The 17,379-nt window shown below is 62.9% G+C and carries 15 protein-coding genes; 6 read left to right on the forward strand and 9 right to left on the reverse strand.

Annotation, left to right across the window (positions count from 1 at the left end; genetic code table 11):
- Positions 1–66 precede the first annotated feature (66 nt).
- The 7 genes from ACOZJV_RS32815 to bioB form a co-directional block, all read right to left on the reverse strand.
- Positions 67–1,872 carry a phenylacyl-CoA dehydrogenase gene (locus ACOZJV_RS32815; RefSeq protein WP_020295417.1) on the reverse strand — a complete coding sequence of 602 codons (1,806 nt, stop codon included), beginning with the start codon at positions 1,870–1,872 and terminating at the stop codon, positions 67–69.
- Between the two features lie 292 nt (positions 1,873–2,164).
- Positions 2,165–2,461 carry a hypothetical protein gene (locus tag ACOZJV_RS32820; protein WP_020295416.1) on the reverse strand — a complete coding sequence of 99 codons (297 nt, stop codon included), beginning with the start codon at positions 2,459–2,461 and terminating at the stop codon, positions 2,165–2,167.
- 107 nt (positions 2,462–2,568) lie between these two features.
- The gene (bioD, locus tag ACOZJV_RS32825) at positions 2,569–3,249 is read right to left on the reverse strand and encodes a dethiobiotin synthase (RefSeq protein WP_421549420.1); all 681 of its coding nucleotides are present in this window, start codon (positions 3,247–3,249) and stop codon (positions 2,569–2,571) included.
- A complete protein-coding gene (gene bioC / locus ACOZJV_RS32830) occupies positions 3,246–4,058 on the reverse strand; it encodes a malonyl-ACP O-methyltransferase BioC (protein ID WP_421549421.1) in 813 nt (270 codons plus the stop codon). Before bioC ends, bioD begins: the two co-directional genes overlap by 4 nt.
- A complete protein-coding gene (locus tag ACOZJV_RS32835) occupies positions 4,051–4,782 on the reverse strand; it encodes an alpha/beta fold hydrolase (RefSeq protein ID WP_020295413.1) in 732 nt (243 codons plus the stop codon). Before ACOZJV_RS32835 ends, bioC begins: the two co-directional genes overlap by 8 nt.
- Entirely contained in the window at positions 4,775–5,953 is a 1,179-nt protein-coding gene (bioF, locus tag ACOZJV_RS32840; RefSeq protein WP_421549422.1) for an 8-amino-7-oxononanoate synthase, read from the reverse strand. Before bioF ends, ACOZJV_RS32835 begins: the two co-directional genes overlap by 8 nt.
- 125 nt (positions 5,954–6,078) lie before the next feature.
- Positions 6,079–7,134: a biotin synthase BioB gene (gene bioB / locus ACOZJV_RS32845; protein WP_078472827.1), complete on the reverse strand. Its 1,056-nt coding sequence runs from the start codon at positions 7,132–7,134 to the stop codon at positions 6,079–6,081.
- A gap of 92 nt (positions 7,135–7,226) precedes the next feature.
- Here bioB and ACOZJV_RS32850 point away from each other — a divergent pair, with 92 nt between their 5' ends.
- From ACOZJV_RS32850 to rarD, 5 genes are all read left to right on the forward strand, one after another.
- Entirely contained in the window at positions 7,227–7,967 is a 741-nt protein-coding gene (locus ACOZJV_RS32850) for a ComF family protein (RefSeq protein ID WP_421549423.1), read from the forward strand.
- A 63-nt stretch (positions 7,968–8,030) separates the two neighbouring features.
- Positions 8,031–8,795, forward strand: coding sequence for a TOBE domain-containing protein (locus ACOZJV_RS32855; protein ID WP_421549424.1), 765 nt, complete (start codon positions 8,031–8,033; stop codon positions 8,793–8,795).
- Between the two features lie 175 nt (positions 8,796–8,970).
- Positions 8,971–10,872, forward strand: coding sequence for a PhoX family protein (locus ACOZJV_RS32860; protein WP_421549425.1), 1,902 nt, complete (start codon positions 8,971–8,973; stop codon positions 10,870–10,872).
- A 125-nt stretch (positions 10,873–10,997) separates the two neighbouring features.
- On the forward strand, positions 10,998–11,972 hold the full coding sequence (locus tag ACOZJV_RS32865; protein ID WP_078472823.1) for a serine/threonine protein kinase: 975 nt from the start codon (positions 10,998–11,000) through the stop codon (positions 11,970–11,972).
- Positions 11,973–12,180: 208 nt separating this feature from the next.
- The gene (rarD, locus tag ACOZJV_RS32870; protein WP_201128316.1) at positions 12,181–13,068 is read left to right on the forward strand and encodes an EamA family transporter RarD; all 888 of its coding nucleotides are present in this window, start codon (positions 12,181–12,183) and stop codon (positions 13,066–13,068) included.
- A 226-nt stretch (positions 13,069–13,294) separates the two neighbouring features.
- Here the strand turns inward: rarD and ACOZJV_RS32875 are convergent, their stop codons facing one another.
- Positions 13,295–13,813: a glycine cleavage system protein R gene (locus ACOZJV_RS32875; RefSeq protein ID WP_421549426.1), complete on the reverse strand. Its 519-nt coding sequence runs from the start codon at positions 13,811–13,813 to the stop codon at positions 13,295–13,297.
- Positions 13,814–14,314: 501 nt separating this feature from the next.
- On the opposite strand from ACOZJV_RS32875, the gene ACOZJV_RS32880 reads away from it, so the two are divergent.
- A complete protein-coding gene (locus ACOZJV_RS32880) occupies positions 14,315–16,492 on the forward strand; it encodes a malate synthase G (protein ID WP_421549427.1) in 2,178 nt (725 codons plus the stop codon).
- Positions 16,493–16,739: 247 nt separating this feature from the next.
- Here the strand turns inward: ACOZJV_RS32880 and ACOZJV_RS32885 are convergent, their stop codons facing one another.
- Entirely contained in the window at positions 16,740–17,186 is a 447-nt protein-coding gene (locus tag ACOZJV_RS32885; RefSeq protein WP_201128318.1) for a response regulator, read from the reverse strand.
- Positions 17,187–17,379 lie beyond the last annotated feature (193 nt).

Consider the following 17,379-nt stretch of genomic DNA (forward strand, 5'->3'; position numbering starts at 1 on the left):
TCGCCAGGCATAAAAAAGCCGCTTTCCCCGAAGGAAAAGCGGCCTTTGCATCGACGCCGGTAAGGCTTAGTAGCCCAGGCCGAAGTCTTCTTCTTTCATGTCCATCAGGTTGTTGGCGCCCGACAGCATGGTGGCCACGTGAGTGCGAGTACGCGGCAGGATGCGCTGGAAGTAGAAGCGCGCAGTCTGCAGCTTGGCGGTGTAGAACGCCTCTTCGCTGGTGCCGGCAGCCAGTTTCTCGGCAGCCAGGCGCGCCATGTCGGCCCAGAAGTAAGCCAGGCAGGCGTAACCGGAGTACATCAGGTAGTCCACCGAGGCGGCGCCCACTTCTTCACGGTCTTTCATCGCTGCCATACCGACCTTCATGGTCAGCTCGCCCCACTCTTTGTTCAGCGCAGCCAATGGTGCGACGAACTCTTTGACAGCTTCGTTGCCTTCGTTGGTCTGGCAGAACTTGTGGACGATCTTGGTGAAGCCCTTCAGCGCTTCGCCTTGAGTCATCAGCACTTTACGGCCCAGCAGGTCGAGGGCCTGGATGCCGGTGGTGCCTTCGTACAGCATGGAAATACGGCTGTCGCGAACGTTCTGCTCCATGCCCCACTCGGCGATGAAGCCGTGACCGCCATAGATCTGTACGCCGTGGTTGGCGGACTCGAAGCCGACTTCAGTCATGAAGGCTTTGGCGATGGGCGTCATGAACGCCAGCAGCGCGTCGGCTTTCTTCTTCTCTTCTTCGTCCACACCGTATTTGACGATATCGACCTGTTTGGCGGTGAAGTAGACCATCGCCCGGTTGCCTTCGGCGAACGCCTTCATGGTCAACAGCATACGGCGTACGTCAGGGTGCACGATGATCGGGTCGGCAGCCTTGTCCGGCGCTTTCGGGCCAGTCAGGGAGCGCATTTGCAGGCGATCGCGAGCGTATTTCAGGCCGCCCTGGAAACCGATCTCGGCATGGGCCAAGCCTTGCAGGGCGGTGCCCAGGCGCGCGGTGTTCATAAAGGTGAACATGCAGTTCAGGCCTTTGTTCGCCGGGCCGATCAGGAAACCGGTGGCCGCGTCGAAGTTCATCACGCAGGTGGCGTTACCGTGGATGCCCATCTTGTGTTCAAGGGAACCACAGCTAACGGCGTTGCGCGCACCAATCGAACCGTCGGCGTTCGGCAGGAACTTGGGAACGATAAACAGCGAGATGCCTTTGGTGCCCGCAGGGGCATCCGGCAGGCGGGCCAAGACGATATGGACGATGTTGTCGGCCATGTCGTGTTCACCGGCCGAGATGAAAATCTTGGTGCCGGAGACTTTGTAGGAACCGTCGGCCTGAGGTTCGGCCTTGGTGCGCAGCATGCCCAGGTCGGTGCCGCAGTGCGGTTCGGTCAGGCACATGGTGCCGGTCCATTCGCCGGAGACCAGCTTGGTCAGGTAAGCGTCTTGCTGCTCGGGCGTACCGTGCTCGGAGATGGTGTTCATCGCACCATGGGACAGGCCTGGGTACATGCCCCACGACCAGTTGGACTCGCCAACCATTTCACTCACCGCCAGACCCAGGGACTCCGGCAAGCCTTGGCCACCGTGCTCTACGTCATGCGCCAGACTTGGCCAGCCGCCTTCGACAAATTGTTTGTAGGCTTCTTTGAAGCCAGTCGGGGTTTTAACGCCGGACTCGCTCCAGGTGCAGCCTTCGATGTCACCCACGCGGTTCAGCGGAGCCAGCACCTGCTCACAAAACTTGGCGCCTTCTTCGAGAATGGCGTCAACCATGTCCGGAGTTGCGTCTGCGCACGCCGGAAGGCTCTGATAGTGCGCTTCGTAGCCGAGCAGTTCGTCACGAACGAAGCGAATATCACGCAAGGGGGCCTTGTAGTCAGGCATAGCGATAAACCTCTGCTGATGTAACCGGGAATGAACAACCGCGTGGATTTATTATGGCGGTCAAACAGTTGTTTGAAACATACGTTTACGCCTAATTCTTGTCAAGCACCGCGCAACCGCCATTCGTCATCACGCCGCTGAACGCCGCGCAGGCAAAGGCCCGCGGCGAATGCCACGAAAAATGTCAGGCCACGAATGAAGTAGCGACGCTAGCAGGCAGCGCTTGAGAAACAGGAAGGGAGAAGCGGCGCAGTCTGGCCCGCCCTTCTGAAGGTGCAGGCCGGCGCGGGGATCAGGCGTAGGTATCGATCAACGTACCGAGCATTTCATCGCTGGCCTTGGCGATTTTCACACCCAGTTCGGCCTGGACCTTGCCCATGGACATCTCGACCATGCTCGATTCCAGATCCGACTGCTGGCTGCGGTCCACTGAACGCAAGCGATCAACCTGGACGTCGGAAGACTGGCTGGTGACGGAGCGCTCGATGGTGGTATTGGCGATCTGGCTGGCGGCCTGATCGACACGGTTCTGCCCGGTCTGAATGCTGCTCAGACCCGCGTAGAAAGCGGTATTCCCTGAAATTTCCATGGGAGGACTCGACCTGATTAAGGATGAACGACGCTCATTGAAGCAGACCCGTCAAAAAAACACCCGTCAAAAACAATAATGGCAATCTGCCTTGTCATAGGCAAAATCTAGTCCAGCAGGTCCAGCTGCAAGTGTTCGGCCACCGCCTGGGCGCTGAGAGGCTTGAGCTTGGGCACTCGACCCAGGCACGGGGCCGGCAGGCGTTCAGCCAGGGTGGCGAGGTTTTCCTCCAGGCGGGAGGTCTTGGGATCGATGATATTGGCAACCCAGCCGGCCAGCTGCAGCCCGTCCCGGGCGATGGCTTCGGCGGTCAGCAGCGCATGACTGATGCAACCCAGCCGCACCCCCACCACCAGGATCACCGGCAGGTCCAGGGCCATGGCCAGGTCCGACAGATTGTCCTGGTCAGCCAGGGGCACACGCCAGCCGCCCGCGCCTTCGATCAGGGTGAAATCGGCGCCCCGGGCCAGGATCTGGCGCATGGGCAGCAGCAACGATTGCACCGTCAAGGCCACCCCCGCCTCGCGCGCCGCCAGATGGGGGGCGATGGCCGGTTCGAACGCCACCGGATTGACCTCGGCATAGTCCAGGGCCAGGGAGCACTCCGCCATCAGCGCCAGGGCGTCCGAATTGCGCAGGCCCTTGGTCGTCACTTCACAGCCGGATGCCACCGGCTTGCCGGCCGCCGTACTCAACCCCGCCAGACGCGCCGCATGCAGCAGCCCGGCGGCGATAGTGGTCTTGCCGACATCGGTATCGGTTCCGGTGATGAAATAGGCAGGGCTCATTGCGGCTTCTCCAACACGGCGTACACCGCCTGATAGGTCGCGGGCAGACCCTGAGGCTGACGAAAGCCCTCATAAGCGTCGATCAGGCCCATGATCCGGGCGCGTCCGGTCAAGCCGCCGGGGCGTCCGGGGTTCAGATTATGCGCGCCCAGGGCTTTCAACTCATGGGTCAGGCTGCGCACATCCGGATAATGCAGCACATGGGGCCGGGATTGCAGGTTCAAAATCCGCAGGCCACTGGCCGCGCACAGCTGTTGATAAGTGCCGAGCTCGCGGAACCGATTGACGTGCACCATGCCATCGACCTGCCGCCAGCTGTCACGCAGCTCCTGCAAGGTCCCGACACACAGACTGGCAAACGCCAGCACACCACCGGGGCGCAGTACCCGGTGCGCCTCTCGTAGTACCGAGGCGAAATCCGCACACCACTGCACCGCCAGGCTGGAGAACAGCAGATCGCAGCTGTCTGAACGCAACGGCAGGCGTTCGGCGTCCCCGGCAATAAAATACTGCGCGCCGCCCAGGGGCCGTGCGTGATCGAGCATGCCTTCGGCGATATCCAGCGCCAGCCCCTGGGCCCCAGGGAAATGCTCGGCCAGGGCCCGGGTGAAATACCCGGTACCGCAGCCTATATCCAGCCAGCAGGCGAACGACCGCTCGGGCGGCAGGCGCCGCAGCAGCTCATGGCCCACCGCCCGCTGCAGATCGGCGACGCTGTCGTAACTGGCTGCGGCACGGGAAAAGGACGCCGCGACCTGGCGCTTGTCCGGCAAGCCGCCGAGTAATGGGGGAAGGGACAAATCAGTCATCACCGGACTCATGCAAAAAGGCCTGGATCGCCCCCGCCACACCGTGGGGGTCTTCCAGAAGAAACGCGTGGCTGGCCTGTTCAATCAGGCCAATTTCGACATCGGGCAATAACGCCAGCAACTCGCTCGCGGCTTCTGCCGGCACCAGCGCGTCGAGCCCGGCAAACAGATGCAACTGCGGGCCACGAAACGCCTGTAACGCGTCCCGTGTATCCAGCTGCGCCAGCAACTCCAGCCCGGCCATCAACACCGCTGGCGGGGTATTCGGCGCACCCCCCAGCAGCAGGCGCGACAGGCCGCGCGGGTCCTCGGCGCCCTGGGCACAGAGCAGGCCGAAACGCTTGAGGGTCAGTCGCGAGTCGGCGTTGCAGCCGGCCAGAAAGGCGTCGAAGGTTTCCCCGGCCATGGCGCTTGCCCACTCGCCATGGGCCACAAAGCTCGGGTTGCTGGCCAAGGTCAGCAAGCCGCAACAGCGATCGCCACGGCGCGCCGCCAGCTCACTGGCCAGCATCCCGCCCAGCGACCAGCCGCCGAGCCAGGCGTTGTCCGGCAAATCCGCGTCGAGTTCATCGAGCCAGTCCCCCAGGTCGCTGGACTCCAGCTCCGGCAAAGGCTCGATTTCGACCTTCAGGTGCTGGTCCAGGCCCTGCAACGCCGCCGCCAGCGGCTCCAGCGGGGAAATGCCCAGGCCCCAACCCGGCAGCAGAATCAGTCGATCACGCATGGCTTGGCTCCGGTCCCAGTTCGCTAAAACAATCCGCCAGTGCGTTTAACAATAGCTGGACCTGGGCTTCGCTGTGGGCTGCGGACAAGGTCACACGCAAGCGCGCACTGCCCGCAGGCACGGTTGGCGGGCGGATGGCCGTGACCATCAGGCCGCGTTCGCGGAGCATCTGCGACAGGCGAATGGCCCGCCCGCTGTCGCCAATCATGATCGGCTGGATCGGGGTAAAACTGTCCATCAACGCCAGGCCGATCTGCTCGGCGCCACGGCGGAACTGGTGGATCAGGCCGTTGAGGTGCTCGCGCCGCCAATGCTCGCTGCGCAGCAGTTCCAGGCTTTTCAAGGTCGCGCAGGCCAGCGCCGGGGGTTGGCTGGTGGTGTAGATGTAGGGCCGGGCAAACTGGATCAGGCTTTCGATCAACTCTTCGCTGCCGGCGACAAAGGCCCCGGCCGTACCGAACGCCTTGCCCAGGGTGCCGACCAGCACCGGCACGTCGTCCTGGCTCAGGCCGAAGTGCTCGACAATCCCACCGCCATTGGCTCCCAGCGGGCCGAAACCATGGGCGTCATCGACCATCAGCCAGGCGCCCTTGGCCCGGGCTTCACGGGCCAGCGCCGGCAGGTCGGCCAGGTCGCCGTCCATGCTGAACACGCCGTCGGTGACCACCAGGGTATTGCCGGTGGCTTTTTCCAGGCGTTTGGCCAGGCTGACCGCATCGTTGTGCAGATACCGATTGAAACGCGCCCCGGACAACAGGCCGGCATCCAGCAGGGACGCGTGGTTGAGACGGTCTTCCAGCACGGTGTCGCCCTGCCCCACCAAGGCCGTGACCGCCCCCAGGTTGGCCATGTAGCCGGTGGTGAACAACAGCGCTCGCGGGCGTCCGGTCAGGTCGGCCAGGGCTTCTTCCAGTGCGTGGTGCGGGCCGCTGTGGCCGATCACCAGGTGCGAGGCGCCACCGCCCACGCCCCAACGCAAAGCACCGGCGCGCCAGGCTTCGATGACTTGCGGGTGGTTGGCCAGGCCCAGGTAGTCGTTGTTGCAGAACGCCAGCAACGGCTGGCCATCGACCACCACTTCAGGCCCCTGGGGGCTTTCCAGCAGGGGGCGTTGGCGATAGAGGTTTTCGGCACGGCGGGCAGCGAGGCGCGCGGCGAGATCAAAAGACATGCAGGCCTCGGTGATCAAAAGAGTGGCTGGAGCCGCTGCCCCGGGCTGCGACAGGTAATCGGGACCTCGAAGCATGCAAGGTCCTCACGCCCCGGTCCAAGGCCGCGGCTACAGGCTGGGGGCAGTCAGAGCGCGGCGTTGTAGAACTGCTCGCTGCTCTTTTGCTCCACCAGCGCCTGCTCGATTGCCGCCTGGTGCACTTCATCGGCGTGCTCTTCACGGGCTTCGGGCAGGATCCCCAGGCGCGAGAACAGTTGCATGTCCTTGTCGGCCTGCGGGTTGGCGGTGGTCAGCAACTTGTCGCCATAGAAAATCGAGTTGGCGCCGGCGAAAAACGCCAGGGCCTGCATCTGCTCGTTCATCGCTTCACGTCCAGCAGACAAGCGCACGTGGGATTGCGGCATCAGGATGCGGGCCACGGCGAGCATGCGGATAAAGTCGAACGGGTCGATGTCCTCGGCGTTTTCCAGCGGCGTGCCGGCGACTTTCACCAGCATGTTGATCGGCACCGACTCCGGGTGTTCGGGCAGGTTGGCCAGTTGGATCAGCAGGTTGGCGCGGTCATCGAGGGACTCGCCCATGCCGAGGATGCCACCGGAGCAGATCTTCATCCCCGAATCACGCACGTAGGCCAGGGTTTGCAGGCGCTCGCTGTAGGTGCGGGTGGTGATGATGCTGCCGTAGAACTCCGGCGAGGTGTCGAGGTTGTGGTTGTAATAGTCCAGGCCAGCCTTGGCCAGGGCTTCGGTCTGCTCCTGATCGAGGCGCCCCAGGGTCATGCAGGTCTCCAGCCCCATGGCCTTGACGCCCTGCACCATCTGCAGCACGTAGGGCATGTCTTTGGCCGAGGGGTGCTTCCAGGCCGCGCCCATGCAGAATCGGGTCGAACCAATGGCCTTGGCGCGAGCGGCCTCTTCAAGGACCTTCTGCACTTCCATCAGCTTTTCTTTTTCCAGCCCGGTGTTGTAGTGGCCGGACTGCGGACAATATTTGCAATCTTCCGGGCAGGCCCCGGTTTTGATCGACAGCAAGGTCGACACCTGGACCCGGTTGGCATCGAAATGCGCGCGGTGCACGGTCTGCGCCTGGAACAACAAGTCGTTGAACGGCTGAACGAACAGGGCTTTGACTTCAGCCAAAGACCAGTCATGACGCAAGGTGGCGGTGGTGCTGGCGCTCATGGGCGATTCCTTGATTATGCTTGGGGCAGACGACGGGGTAATCGGATACCCACAGCCGCGACACGGATGTTCGGCATATTTAAGGAAGCGCCATGCACTGTCAACCAGAATACGAAGGACCGGTTTACATCTGGTTAAATAACAACCAAACCTGTTTGCTCTGCGATGAACCCTGCGATAACCCGCAGCCCATTTGCGTCGAGTGCGAAGCCGAGCTGCCCTGGTTAGGCCCGCAATGCCGGATCTGCGCCCTGCCCTTGCCCCAGGCGGGCCTGACCTGCGGCGAGTGTCTGAGGCGGGTGCCGGCGTTTTCCCAGGTGGTAGCGCCCTGGAGCTACGGCTTCCCGGTCGACAGTTTGATCACCCGCTTCAAGCACGGGGCAAAGTGGCCGTTTGGCCGCCTGCTCGGCGAACTTCTCAGCCAATCCCTGCATCATCGTTTCAATGACGGCCTACCGCGTCCGGAGCTGCTGTTACCGGTGCCCCTGGCCAGCCGGCGCCTGCGCGAACGCGGTTTCAACCAGGCGGCGCTGCTTGCCCAATGGCTGGGCCAGGGCCTGGGGATTGCAGTGGATGAAGGCATGCTGCTGCGGACGCAGGACACCCCGGCGCAGCAAGGCCTGGACGCCCCTGCCCGGCGGCGCAACTTGCGTCGGGCCTTCAGCCTGGCGGACAAGGCCCGGGTTGGCGGCCGTCATCTGGCCCTGGTGGATGACGTGCTCACCACCGGCGCCACTGCCGAAACCCTGGCCAGACTGCTGCTGGATGCCGGTGCGCACCGGGTCGACGTGTATTGCCTGGCCCGCACACCCAAACCCGGGGAGCCGGCCTGACTTGACTCTCGCCCCTCAAGCCGCACACTCAGCCTCCACCTCCAGCGTTCACAGTGCCCTGCCATGTCCTTGCCCACGTTATTGACCCAGCACATCGTCCGCCGCCCGCAACGCATCGCCCTGTTGCAGCACATCGCCGAGCAAGGCTCGATCACCCGCGCGGCCAAAAGCGCCGGGCTCAGCTACAAGGCCGCCTGGGACGCCATCGATGAGTTGAATAACCTGGCACAAAAGCCCCTGGTGGAACGCAGCGTCGGCGGCAAGGGCGGGGGTGGCGCCAAGCTCTCGGCTGAAGGTGAACGGGTGTTGCGCCTGTACCTGCGCCTGCAAGCCTTGCAGGCCCAGGTGCTGGAAGCCGCCGAGGACGCCAGCGACCTCGACCTGCTGGGTCGCCTGATGCTGCGCACCAGCGCGCGCAACCAACTGCACGGCAAGGTGGTGGCGATCGAGGGGCTCGGTCGCAATGACCTGATCAGCCTGGAACTGGCCCCAGGCCTGGTGATCCAGGCGCAGATCACCCACGACAGCACCCAGCGCCTGGAACTGCTGCCCGACACCGAAGTGGTGGCGCTGATCAAGGCCGGCTGGCTGGAGCTGCAAGCACTCGGCCAGCCCATTACCGCCGGGCACAACGGCCTGACCGGCAGCATCGAGCAGATCCTCGACGCCGAAGACGGCCCCTGGGAGGTTCGGATCAGCCTGCCCAACGGCCCGACCCTGTGCGCCCTGGTCGAGTCCTCGCAACTCAAGGCCCAAGGCCTCGCGGTGAACCGACCGGTCCAGGTTCAGTTTTCCCCCTCCAACGTCCTCCTCGGCACCCCGCTGTAGCCACTGCCGCCAGGCTGCGCTGGCCCTTGAAGACAACGCATTTCAACCGCAATGCCCCGGCGCCCGGACCGGCCAGCGCAGCCTGGCGGCAGTGGCTACGGGCGGGACATATGGCTGCAACATTTTTGTCATCAGGGCTGATTAAGGTGTCTGCAAAAATCGCAGGAAGCCTGACATGAGCCTATTAGAAGAAGACCAACCCACGGACCTGGAGCAAATCGTCGGCCTCAGCCGCCGTGGTTTCATCGGCGCCGGTGCGCTGTGCGGCGCGGCAATGTTCCTGGGGGGCAGCCTGCTGAGCCGCAGTGCGCTGGCCGCCAGCATCAGCGCCGGCTCCAGCCCGCTGCTGGGTTTTACCGGCATCGCCGCGGCCACCGCTGACAGCCTCAGCCTGCCACCGGGCTACACGGCGTCGGTGCTGATCAGCTGGGGTCAGCCGCTGCACAACAACGGCCCGGCCTTCGACCCCACGGGCAACGGCAGCGCCCAGGCCCAGGAGCTGCAATTCGGCGACAACAACGACGGCATGAGCCTGTTCGCCTTCCCCGGCGACGATCAGCGCGCGCTGATGGCGATCAACAACGAATACACCAACTACCGCTACCTCTATGCCCACGGCGGCATGCCGCAATCGGCCGAAGAAGTGCACAAGGCCCAGGCCAGCGAAGGCGTGTCGGTGATCGAAGTGCAACGCAAGAACGGCCAATGGCAGTTCGTCCAGGGCTCGCGCTACAACCGACGCATCCACGGCAACACGCCGATCCGCCTGAGCGGTCCCGCCGCCGGTCATGCGCTGTTGAAGACCGCCGCCGATGGCCAGGGCAAGCACGTGCTCGGCACTTTCCAGAACTGTGCCAACGGCAAAACCCCATGGGGCACCTACCTGACCTGTGAAGAGAACTTCACCGACTGCTTTGGCAGCAGCAACGCCGAACAGACGTTCGATGCCGCGCAAAAACGCTACGGCGCGGTAGCCGCCAGCAAAGAGATCAACTGGCACCCCCACGATCCGCGCTTCGACCTGGCGCACAACCCCAATGAACTCAACCGCCATGGCTGGGTCGTGGAAATCGACCCGTTCGATCCGCAGTCGACACCGGTCAAACGCACCGCCCTGGGCCGTTTCAAGCACGAGAACGCGGCCCTGGCCGAAACCGCTGATGGCCGCGCCGTGGTCTACATGGGCGACGACGAACGCGGCGAGTTCATCTACAAATTCATCAGCCGCGACAAGATCGACCACCGCAACCCCAAGGCCAACCGCGACCTGCTGGACCACGGCACGCTGTACGTGGCGCGCTTCGATGGCGGCGACAGCAATCCCGACCTTCCCAAGGGCCAGGGCCAATGGATCGAGCTGAGCCACGGCAAGAACGGGCTCGATGCCGCCAGCGGCTTTGCCGACCAGGGCCAGGTGCTGATCCATGCCCGCCTGGCCGCCAGCGTGGTCAAAGCCACGCGCATGGACCGGCCGGAATGGATAGTGGTCAGCCCCAAGGATGGCCAGGTCTATTGCACCCTGACCAACAACGTCAAACGCGGCGAAGACGGCCAGCCGGTGGGCGGCCCCAACCCGCGGGAGAAAAACGTCTATGGACAGATCCTGCGCTGGCGCACCGACCGCGATGACCATGGCGCCATGAGCTTTGCCTGGGACTTGTTCGTGGTCGCCGGCAACCCTTCGGTGCACGCGGGGCAAGCCAAGGGCGGCTCATCGAACATCACTCCACAGAACATGTTCAACAGCCCCGACGGCCTGGGGTTCGACCAGGCCGGGCGCCTGTGGATCCTGACCGATGGCGATGTCAGCAACAGCGGCGACTTCGCCGGCATGGGCAACAATCAGATGCTCTGCGCGGACCCGGCCAGTGGCGAGATCCGCCGGTTCATGGTCGGCCCGGTAGGCTGCGAAGTCACCGGCATCAGCTTCTCACCCGATCAGAAAACCCTGTTTGTCGGGATCCAGCACCCGGGCGAAAACGGCGGCTCGACGTTCCCCGAGCACCTGCCCAACGGCAAGCCACGCTCTTCGGTCATGGCCATCCGCCGTGAAGACGGCGGGATCGTCGGCACCTGATCCGCTCAGGCCGGGATGTCAGCCACCGAGACATCCCGACCAAGCCTAAAGCCGCCACCTATCCGGGCCGGTGTGCGCTACCATGCGTGGCCTTACGCGGCAGCCTGCTGCGCGCAGGAGTGAGCATGTCGCACCCGTTTGAAACACTGACCCCGGATCTGGTCCTCGACGCCGTAGAAAGCATCGGTTTTCTCAGCGACGCCCGCGTTTTGGCGCTCAACAGCTATGAAAATCGCGTGTACCAGGTCGGCATCGAAGACGGCGAACCGCTGATCGCCAAGTTCTACCGTCCCCAGCGCTGGACCAACGAAGCCATCCTCGAAGAACACCGCTTCACCTTCGAGCTCGCCGAGTGCGACGTACCGGTAGTGGCGCCGATGATCCACAACGGCGCCAGCCTGTTCGAGCACGCGGGCTTTCGCTTTACCCTGTTCCCGCGCCGTGGCGGCCGGGCACCGGAGCCGGGCAACCTCGACCAGCTCTATCGACTGGGCCAGTTGCTCGGCCGTTTGCACGCGGTCGGCGCCACCAAGCCGTTCGAGCACCGTGAGGCGCTGGGGGTGAAAAACTTCGGCCACGACTCCCTAGCCACCCTGCTTGAAGGCAATTTCATACCCAAGGGCCTGCTGCCAGCCTACGAGTCAGTGGCGCGGGATCTGCTCAAGCGCGTGGAAGAGGTTTACAAGACCACGCCGCACACCAATATCCGCATGCACGGCGATTGCCACCCCGGCAACATGATGTGCCGTGACGAGATGTTCCATATCGTCGACCTCGACGACTGCCGCATGGGGCCGGCCGTGCAAGACCTGTGGATGATGCTCGCGGGTGATCGTCAGGAATGTCTCGGGCAATTGTCGGAATTGATGGATGGCTACAGCGAATTCCACGATTTCGACCCACGGGAACTGGCCCTGATCGAAGCCCTGCGCGCCCTGCGTCTGATGCACTACAGCGCCTGGCTCGCACGGCGCTGGGACGATCCGGCATTCCCCCACAGCTTTCCGTGGTTCGGCACCGAACGCTATTGGGGCGACCAGGTCCTGGCCCTGCGCGAGCAACTGTCGGCACTCAATGAAGAGCCGCTGAAACTGTTCTGAGCCGCCGTTGCACGCCCGGCCCTGGCCCAGGGTCGGGACTGCTCGTCGCCGCTGCCGCAGGCTCGGGCCGCGTTCGGACGCAGTCCTTCACGAACACCGCCCATGCACCTGGCACCCCAGCGCACGACTGTTAACAAAGTCTCACGACAGTTTCAGACAAATCTCCTTACAATCGTCGCTTTGTTAGCTGCCTAAGCAAGGATTCTGCATGCAAGCCGCCAACCCGCGTCACGGGTACATTCTGGGCCTGAGTGCCTACATCATCTGGGGCCTGTTCCCCCTCTACTTCAAAGCCATTGCCAGCGTGCCCGCGGTTGAAATCATCATTCACCGGGTCCTGTGGTCGGCGTTGTTCGGCGCTTTGTTGCTGATGGTCTGGAAACACCCCGGCTGGTGGCGCGAGCTGCGGGAGAATCCTAAACGCCTGGCGATCCTGGCCTTGAGCGGCACCTTGATCGCCGCCAACTGGCTGACGTACGTCTGGTCGGTGAACAACGGCCGGATGCTGGAGGCCAGCCTGGGCTACTACATCAACCCCCTGGTGAATGTGCTGCTGGGCATGTTGATTCTTGGCGAGCGTCTGCGACGTCTGCAGTGGCTGGCCGTGGTGCTGGCGGCGGTGGGTGTGGCGCAACAGGTGTGGCAGGTGGGCAGCCTGCCCTGGGTGTCGCTGGTGCTGGCGCTGACCTTCGGTTTCTACGGGCTGATCCGCAAGCAGGCACCGGTCAAGGCATTGCCCGGGCTGGTGGTGGAAACCTGGATGCTGGTGCCGATTGCGGTGGCCTGGCTGCTGTTCAACCCGACGGCTAGCAGCGCCCAGCTCGAGTTCTGGGGCAGCTCCGAAGCCTGGTGGCTGGTGGCCGCAGGCCCGGTCACCCTGGTGCCGCTGGTGTGTTTCAACGCGGCTGCGCGGCATTTGCCTTACACCACCCTGGGCTTCTTGCAGTACCTGGCACCGACCCTGGTGCTGTTGCAGGCGGTGTTGCTGTTTGATGAACACCTGTCCTCCAGCACGCTGGTGGCGTTCATGTTCATCTGGGCCGGCCTGGCGGTGTACAGCGTGGATGCCTGGTTGAGTTTGCGTCGCCGCAGCTGATCAAAAAACGAACAATAGCTTGCAGGCCACGGCTCACGTGGCCTGCAAGCATTCTTCCCAAGGTTATCCACAGCGTGATCCCCGGCGTTTGTGCACAAGCCCTTGAAAACTGATGATTTTTTGATCAAACCCTGGAGAGCCCCGGCCCCTTTGGGCTGGAGACCTGTCTCTACAGGTTATCCACAGGCGCATGCACCTTAAACTTGGATAACCGGCAGTGCCGGGCTCAGGTCTCGCTGCGCAGCACCAATTCGACCATCAGGTCATCGGCCAGGGTTTCCAGGCGAGCCTGCAGCACATCCAGGGACAAGGTCAGGGGCACCGCAAGGACTGCCTCGGCATGAAACAACGGCTCGCTGCTCATAGGCGCGGGGCGCACTTCAGTCACCAACCGTTCCAGGTTGACCCCCTGCTCGCTGAGCAGCCGGGTGATGTCGCGCACGATGCCCGGCCGGTCGTTGCCCACCAACTCCATGGCGATCGGCTTCCAGGTGCAGGACTGCTCGATACCACTTTCAGCGATCAGCACGCGAATCCCGTGGCTCGACAAGCCCTGGAGCGCGTCCACCAGTTCGTCATAGGCTTCGGCCGGCACCCCGAGGCGCAGGATCCCGGCAAACTGCCCCGCCATGCGCGACATGCGGCTCTCCAGCCAGTTACCCCCGTGCTCGGCAATGCACTGGGCAATGCGCTCGACCTGTCCGGGCTTGTCCGGGGCGAATACGGTGAGTACGAGATGGTCCATGGCGCAGTCCTCTGATCATGACTTTTGTTATAGAAGCGCAAGTATAGGCAAGCCTCGCCGGCCCACCTGCGGCCAGTGAATCCCGCTACAGACCGCTCGAAAGGGGCACTGGCAGCCGGGGGCCAGGCGCAAAGACACAAATCGTGTACAACTATTTGAATTTATATGGAACAATCCGTGCGCTTTTTGAGAACATGACCGCCACTTGCGTGACCAAAGGAGCAACTTTAGTCGCGGAACGACGTATTTAGTCTAATTTTCACAAGCGCAATTGATCATGTAGTATGCCGCAGCGCGCACTACATAACGTTGGACCGATGTCTGCCAAGGCCCAGTCGCAACCCTCAAAAGCCCCGTCAGCAAGGCTCCGCCGTTGATTGGAAGCAGCCAGCCGCCCGCGATGGCATGTACTGGTAGAGGGGTTTGTGGTTTAAATGCCAGGGCTTCATTGTCAATTTGAAGAGCTGAAAAGCGAAATAGCTGAGCAGAGTGAGGCAAGCAATGACTGAACACGTTCAAGTGGGTGGCCTGCAGGTCGCCAAAGTCCTGTTCGACTTCGTGAACAACGAAGCCATTCCCGGTACCGGCCTCACCGCCGATTCGTTCTGGGCCGGCGCCGACAAGGTCATCCATGACCTGGCCCCGAAAAACCAAGCCCTACTCGCCAAACGCGACGATTTCCAAGCGCGTATCGATGCCTGGCACCAATCCCGTGCCGGTCAATCCCACGACGCTGTGGCCTACAAGGCCTTCCTGCAAGACATCGGTTACCTGCTGCCAGAAGCAGCGGACTTCCAGGCCACGACGCAAAATGTCGATGACGAGATCGCCCGCATGGCCGGTCCGCAGCTGGTGGTTCCGGTCATGAACGCCCGCTTCGCCCTCAACGCTTCCAACGCCCGCTGGGGCTCGTTGTACGACGCGCTGTACGGCACCGACGCCATCAGCGAAGCCGACGGCGCGGAAAAGGGCAAAGGCTACAACAAGGTCCGTGGCGACAAGGTCATCGCCTTCGCCCGTGCCTTCCTCGATGAATCCGCACCGCTGAGCGCGGGGTCCCATGTCGACGCCACGAGCTACAAGATCGTTGGCGGCAAGCTGGTGGTCGGCCTCAAGGGCGGCAGCAACAGTGGCCTGCGCGATGATGCCCAGTTAATCGGCTACCACGGCGACGCTGCGGCACCGACCGCGATCCTGCTCAAACACAACGGCCTGCACTTCGAAATCCAGATCGACGCCACCAGCCCCGTCGGCCAGACCGACGCCGCCGGCGTCAAAGACGTGCTGATGGAAGCCGCACTGACCACCATCATGGACTGCGAAGACTCGGTAGCTGCCGTCGACGCCGACGATAAGGTGGTGATCTACCGCAACTGGCTCGGCCTGATGAAAGGCGACCTGGCGGAAGAAGTGGCCAAGGGCGGCAAGTCCTTCACCCGCACCATGAACGCCGACCGCGAGTACACCGCTGTCGACGGCTCGACCCTGAAGCTGCACGGTCGCTCCCTGCTGTTCGTACGCAACGTGGGTCACTTGATGACCATCGACGCGATCCTCGACAAGCACGGCAACGAAGTGCCGGAAGGCATCCTCGACGGCCTGCTCACCAGCCTGGCGGCGGTGCACAACCTGAACGGCAACACCTCGCGCAGCAACAGCCGCACCGGCTCGGTCTACATCGTCAAACCGAAGATGCACGGTCCGGAAGAAGCGGCGTTCACCAACGAGCTGTTCGGCCGCATCGAAGACGTGCTGGCGTTGCCACGCAACACCCTGAAAGTCGGGATCATGGACGAGGAGCGCCGCACCACGGTCAACCTCAAGGCCTGCATCCAGGCGGCCAGCGAGCGCGTGGTGTTCATCAACACCGGCTTCCTCGACCGTACCGGCGACGAAATCCACACCTCCATGGAAGCCGGCGCCGTGGTGCGCAAGGCTGAGATGAAGGCCGCAAAATGGATCGGCGCCTACGAAAACTGGAACGTCGATATCGGCCTGAGCACCGGCCTGCAAGGTCGCGCGCAGATCGGCAAAGGCATGTGGGCCATGCCCGACCTGATGGCCGCGATGCTCGAACAGAAAATCGCCCACCCGCTGGCCGGCGCCAACACCGCCTGGGTTCCATCGCCCACCGCGGCGGCGCTGCATGCCCTGCACTACCACAAGGTCGACGTATTCGCCCGCCAGGCCGAGCTGGCCAAGCGCCCTCGCGCTTCGGTGGACGACATACTGACCATCCCCCTGGCCAGCAACACCAACTGGTCGGAGCAGGAAATCCGCAACGAACTTGACAACAACGCCCAGGGCATCCTCGGTTACGTGGTGCGCTGGATCGACCAGGGCGTGGGCTGCTCCAAAGTGCCGGACATCAACGACGTAGGCCTGATGGAAGACCGCGCGACCCTGCGCATTTCCAGCCAGCACATCGCCAACTGGCTGCGCCACGGCGTGGTCACCGAGACCCAGGTGCTGGAAAGCCTCAAACGCATGGCTCCAGTGGTTGACCGGCAGAACGCCGGCGACGCGCTGTACCGTCCTCTGGCGCCAGACTTCGACAGCAACATCGCCTTCCAGGCGGCGGTCGAACTGGTGATCGAAGGCACCAAGCAGCCAAACGGCTATACCGAGCCGGTGCTGCACCGTCGTCGTCGCGAGTTCAAGGCCAAGAACGGCCTGTAACAACGCGGCGCTAGCCCAATGAAAAAGCCCCGATCACTGATCGGGGCTTTTTTTTGCAACATGGGTGACGGCGTCTAGGGCCTGTACGAAAACTCGCCGAGCAAAGATCAGGCAAGGCAAAAACAGACGAGGAACGGCCGGGGTCGCGTTCGACTGTAGGGACCTACATGAGCATTCCGATCGGACTCGCGCCCGAGCCTGTTTTTAACGCAGCATGATCGAAGCGCAGGTAGTTTTCGTACAGAGCCTAGGGGACCACGCCCAGTTCGTGCTTGACCAGGCTCAGCAGCTTGTCGGTGTCGATGGGTTTGAGCAGGAAGTCGACCACGCTCAAATGCATGGCCGCAATGGCGTCGCGCACGTCGGCGTCGCCGGAAATGATGATGATCGGCAACGCCGCCCGTTCCGATTCGCGCACCTGGCGGATCAGCTCCAGGCCATTGCAAGGCGCCATGCGCAGGTCGGTGATCAGCAGTCCGATGGATTTATTCGAGTTCAAAAGCTCCAGTGCCGCTTTGCCGCTGGCAGCGGTAACGCAACGGATGCCATCCAGTCCGAGGATTTCCGAAAGCAACTCGCGCGCATCTTTGTCGTCATCGGCAATCAATACGCGCTGTGGCGGCAGGTCGGGCTCCAGCATGACTGCGCTTAGCGCCTCGCGCTCGGCGTCACTCAAAATATCGTGGTCGGACATAGGTTTCCTACATGTTCAAGTCAATCCCCTAGCACAGTGGTCAGACATCGCTAAGCAGGCCTTCAATGTGCACTTCGTCGGAAATTTTTCCAAGAGGTCTGTTGAGCACTTTTTTTGCGCCAACGACCCCGGGCTTAGACCAAATCCCCACGATTGAAGCCCTACCTAGACTTACGTCCAATGGGCACCCCGG

Origin of the sequence: Pseudomonas sp. QD4 (assembly GCF_049199125.1) — a bacterium.
GTDB lineage: Bacteria > Pseudomonadota > Gammaproteobacteria > Pseudomonadales > Pseudomonadaceae > Aquipseudomonas.

Bases quoted from the DNA above. Each gene is read 5' to 3' on its own strand.
- ACOZJV_RS32820 (WP_020295416.1), bottom strand. From the start codon at position 2,461: ATGGAAATTTCAGGGAATACCGCTTTCTACGCGGGTCTGAGCAGCATT.
- rarD (WP_201128316.1), top strand. From the start codon at position 12,181: ATGCAAGCCGCCAACCCGCGTCACGGGTACATTCTGGGCCTGAGTGCC.
- ACOZJV_RS32855 (WP_421549424.1), top strand. From the start codon at position 8,031: ATGTCCTTGCCCACGTTATTGACCCAGCACATCGTCCGCCGCCCGCAA.
- bioC (WP_421549421.1), bottom strand. From the start codon at position 4,058: ATGACTGATTTGTCCCTTCCCCCATTACTCGGCGGCTTGCCGGACAAG.
- ACOZJV_RS32835 (WP_020295413.1), bottom strand. From the start codon at position 4,782: ATGCGTGATCGACTGATTCTGCTGCCGGGTTGGGGCCTGGGCATTTCC.
- ACOZJV_RS32815 (WP_020295417.1), bottom strand. From the start codon at position 1,872: ATGCCTGACTACAAGGCCCCCTTGCGTGATATTCGCTTCGTTCGTGAC.
- bioF (WP_421549422.1), bottom strand. From the start codon at position 5,953: ATGTCTTTTGATCTCGCCGCGCGCCTCGCTGCCCGCCGTGCCGAAAAC.
- ACOZJV_RS32860 (WP_421549425.1), top strand. From the start codon at position 8,971: ATGAGCCTATTAGAAGAAGACCAACCCACGGACCTGGAGCAAATCGTC.
- ACOZJV_RS32865 (WP_078472823.1), top strand. From the start codon at position 10,998: ATGTCGCACCCGTTTGAAACACTGACCCCGGATCTGGTCCTCGACGCC.
- ACOZJV_RS32885 (WP_201128318.1), bottom strand. From the start codon at position 17,186: ATGTCCGACCACGATATTTTGAGTGACGCCGAGCGCGAGGCGCTAAGC.
- bioD (WP_421549420.1), bottom strand. From the start codon at position 3,249: ATGAGCCCTGCCTATTTCATCACCGGAACCGATACCGATGTCGGCAAG.
- ACOZJV_RS32850 (WP_421549423.1), top strand. From the start codon at position 7,227: ATGCACTGTCAACCAGAATACGAAGGACCGGTTTACATCTGGTTAAAT.
- ACOZJV_RS32880 (WP_421549427.1), top strand. From the start codon at position 14,315: ATGACTGAACACGTTCAAGTGGGTGGCCTGCAGGTCGCCAAAGTCCTG.
- bioB (WP_078472827.1), bottom strand. From the start codon at position 7,134: ATGAGCGCCAGCACCACCGCCACCTTGCGTCATGACTGGTCTTTGGCT.
- ACOZJV_RS32875 (WP_421549426.1), bottom strand. From the start codon at position 13,813: ATGGACCATCTCGTACTCACCGTATTCGCCCCGGACAAGCCCGGACAG.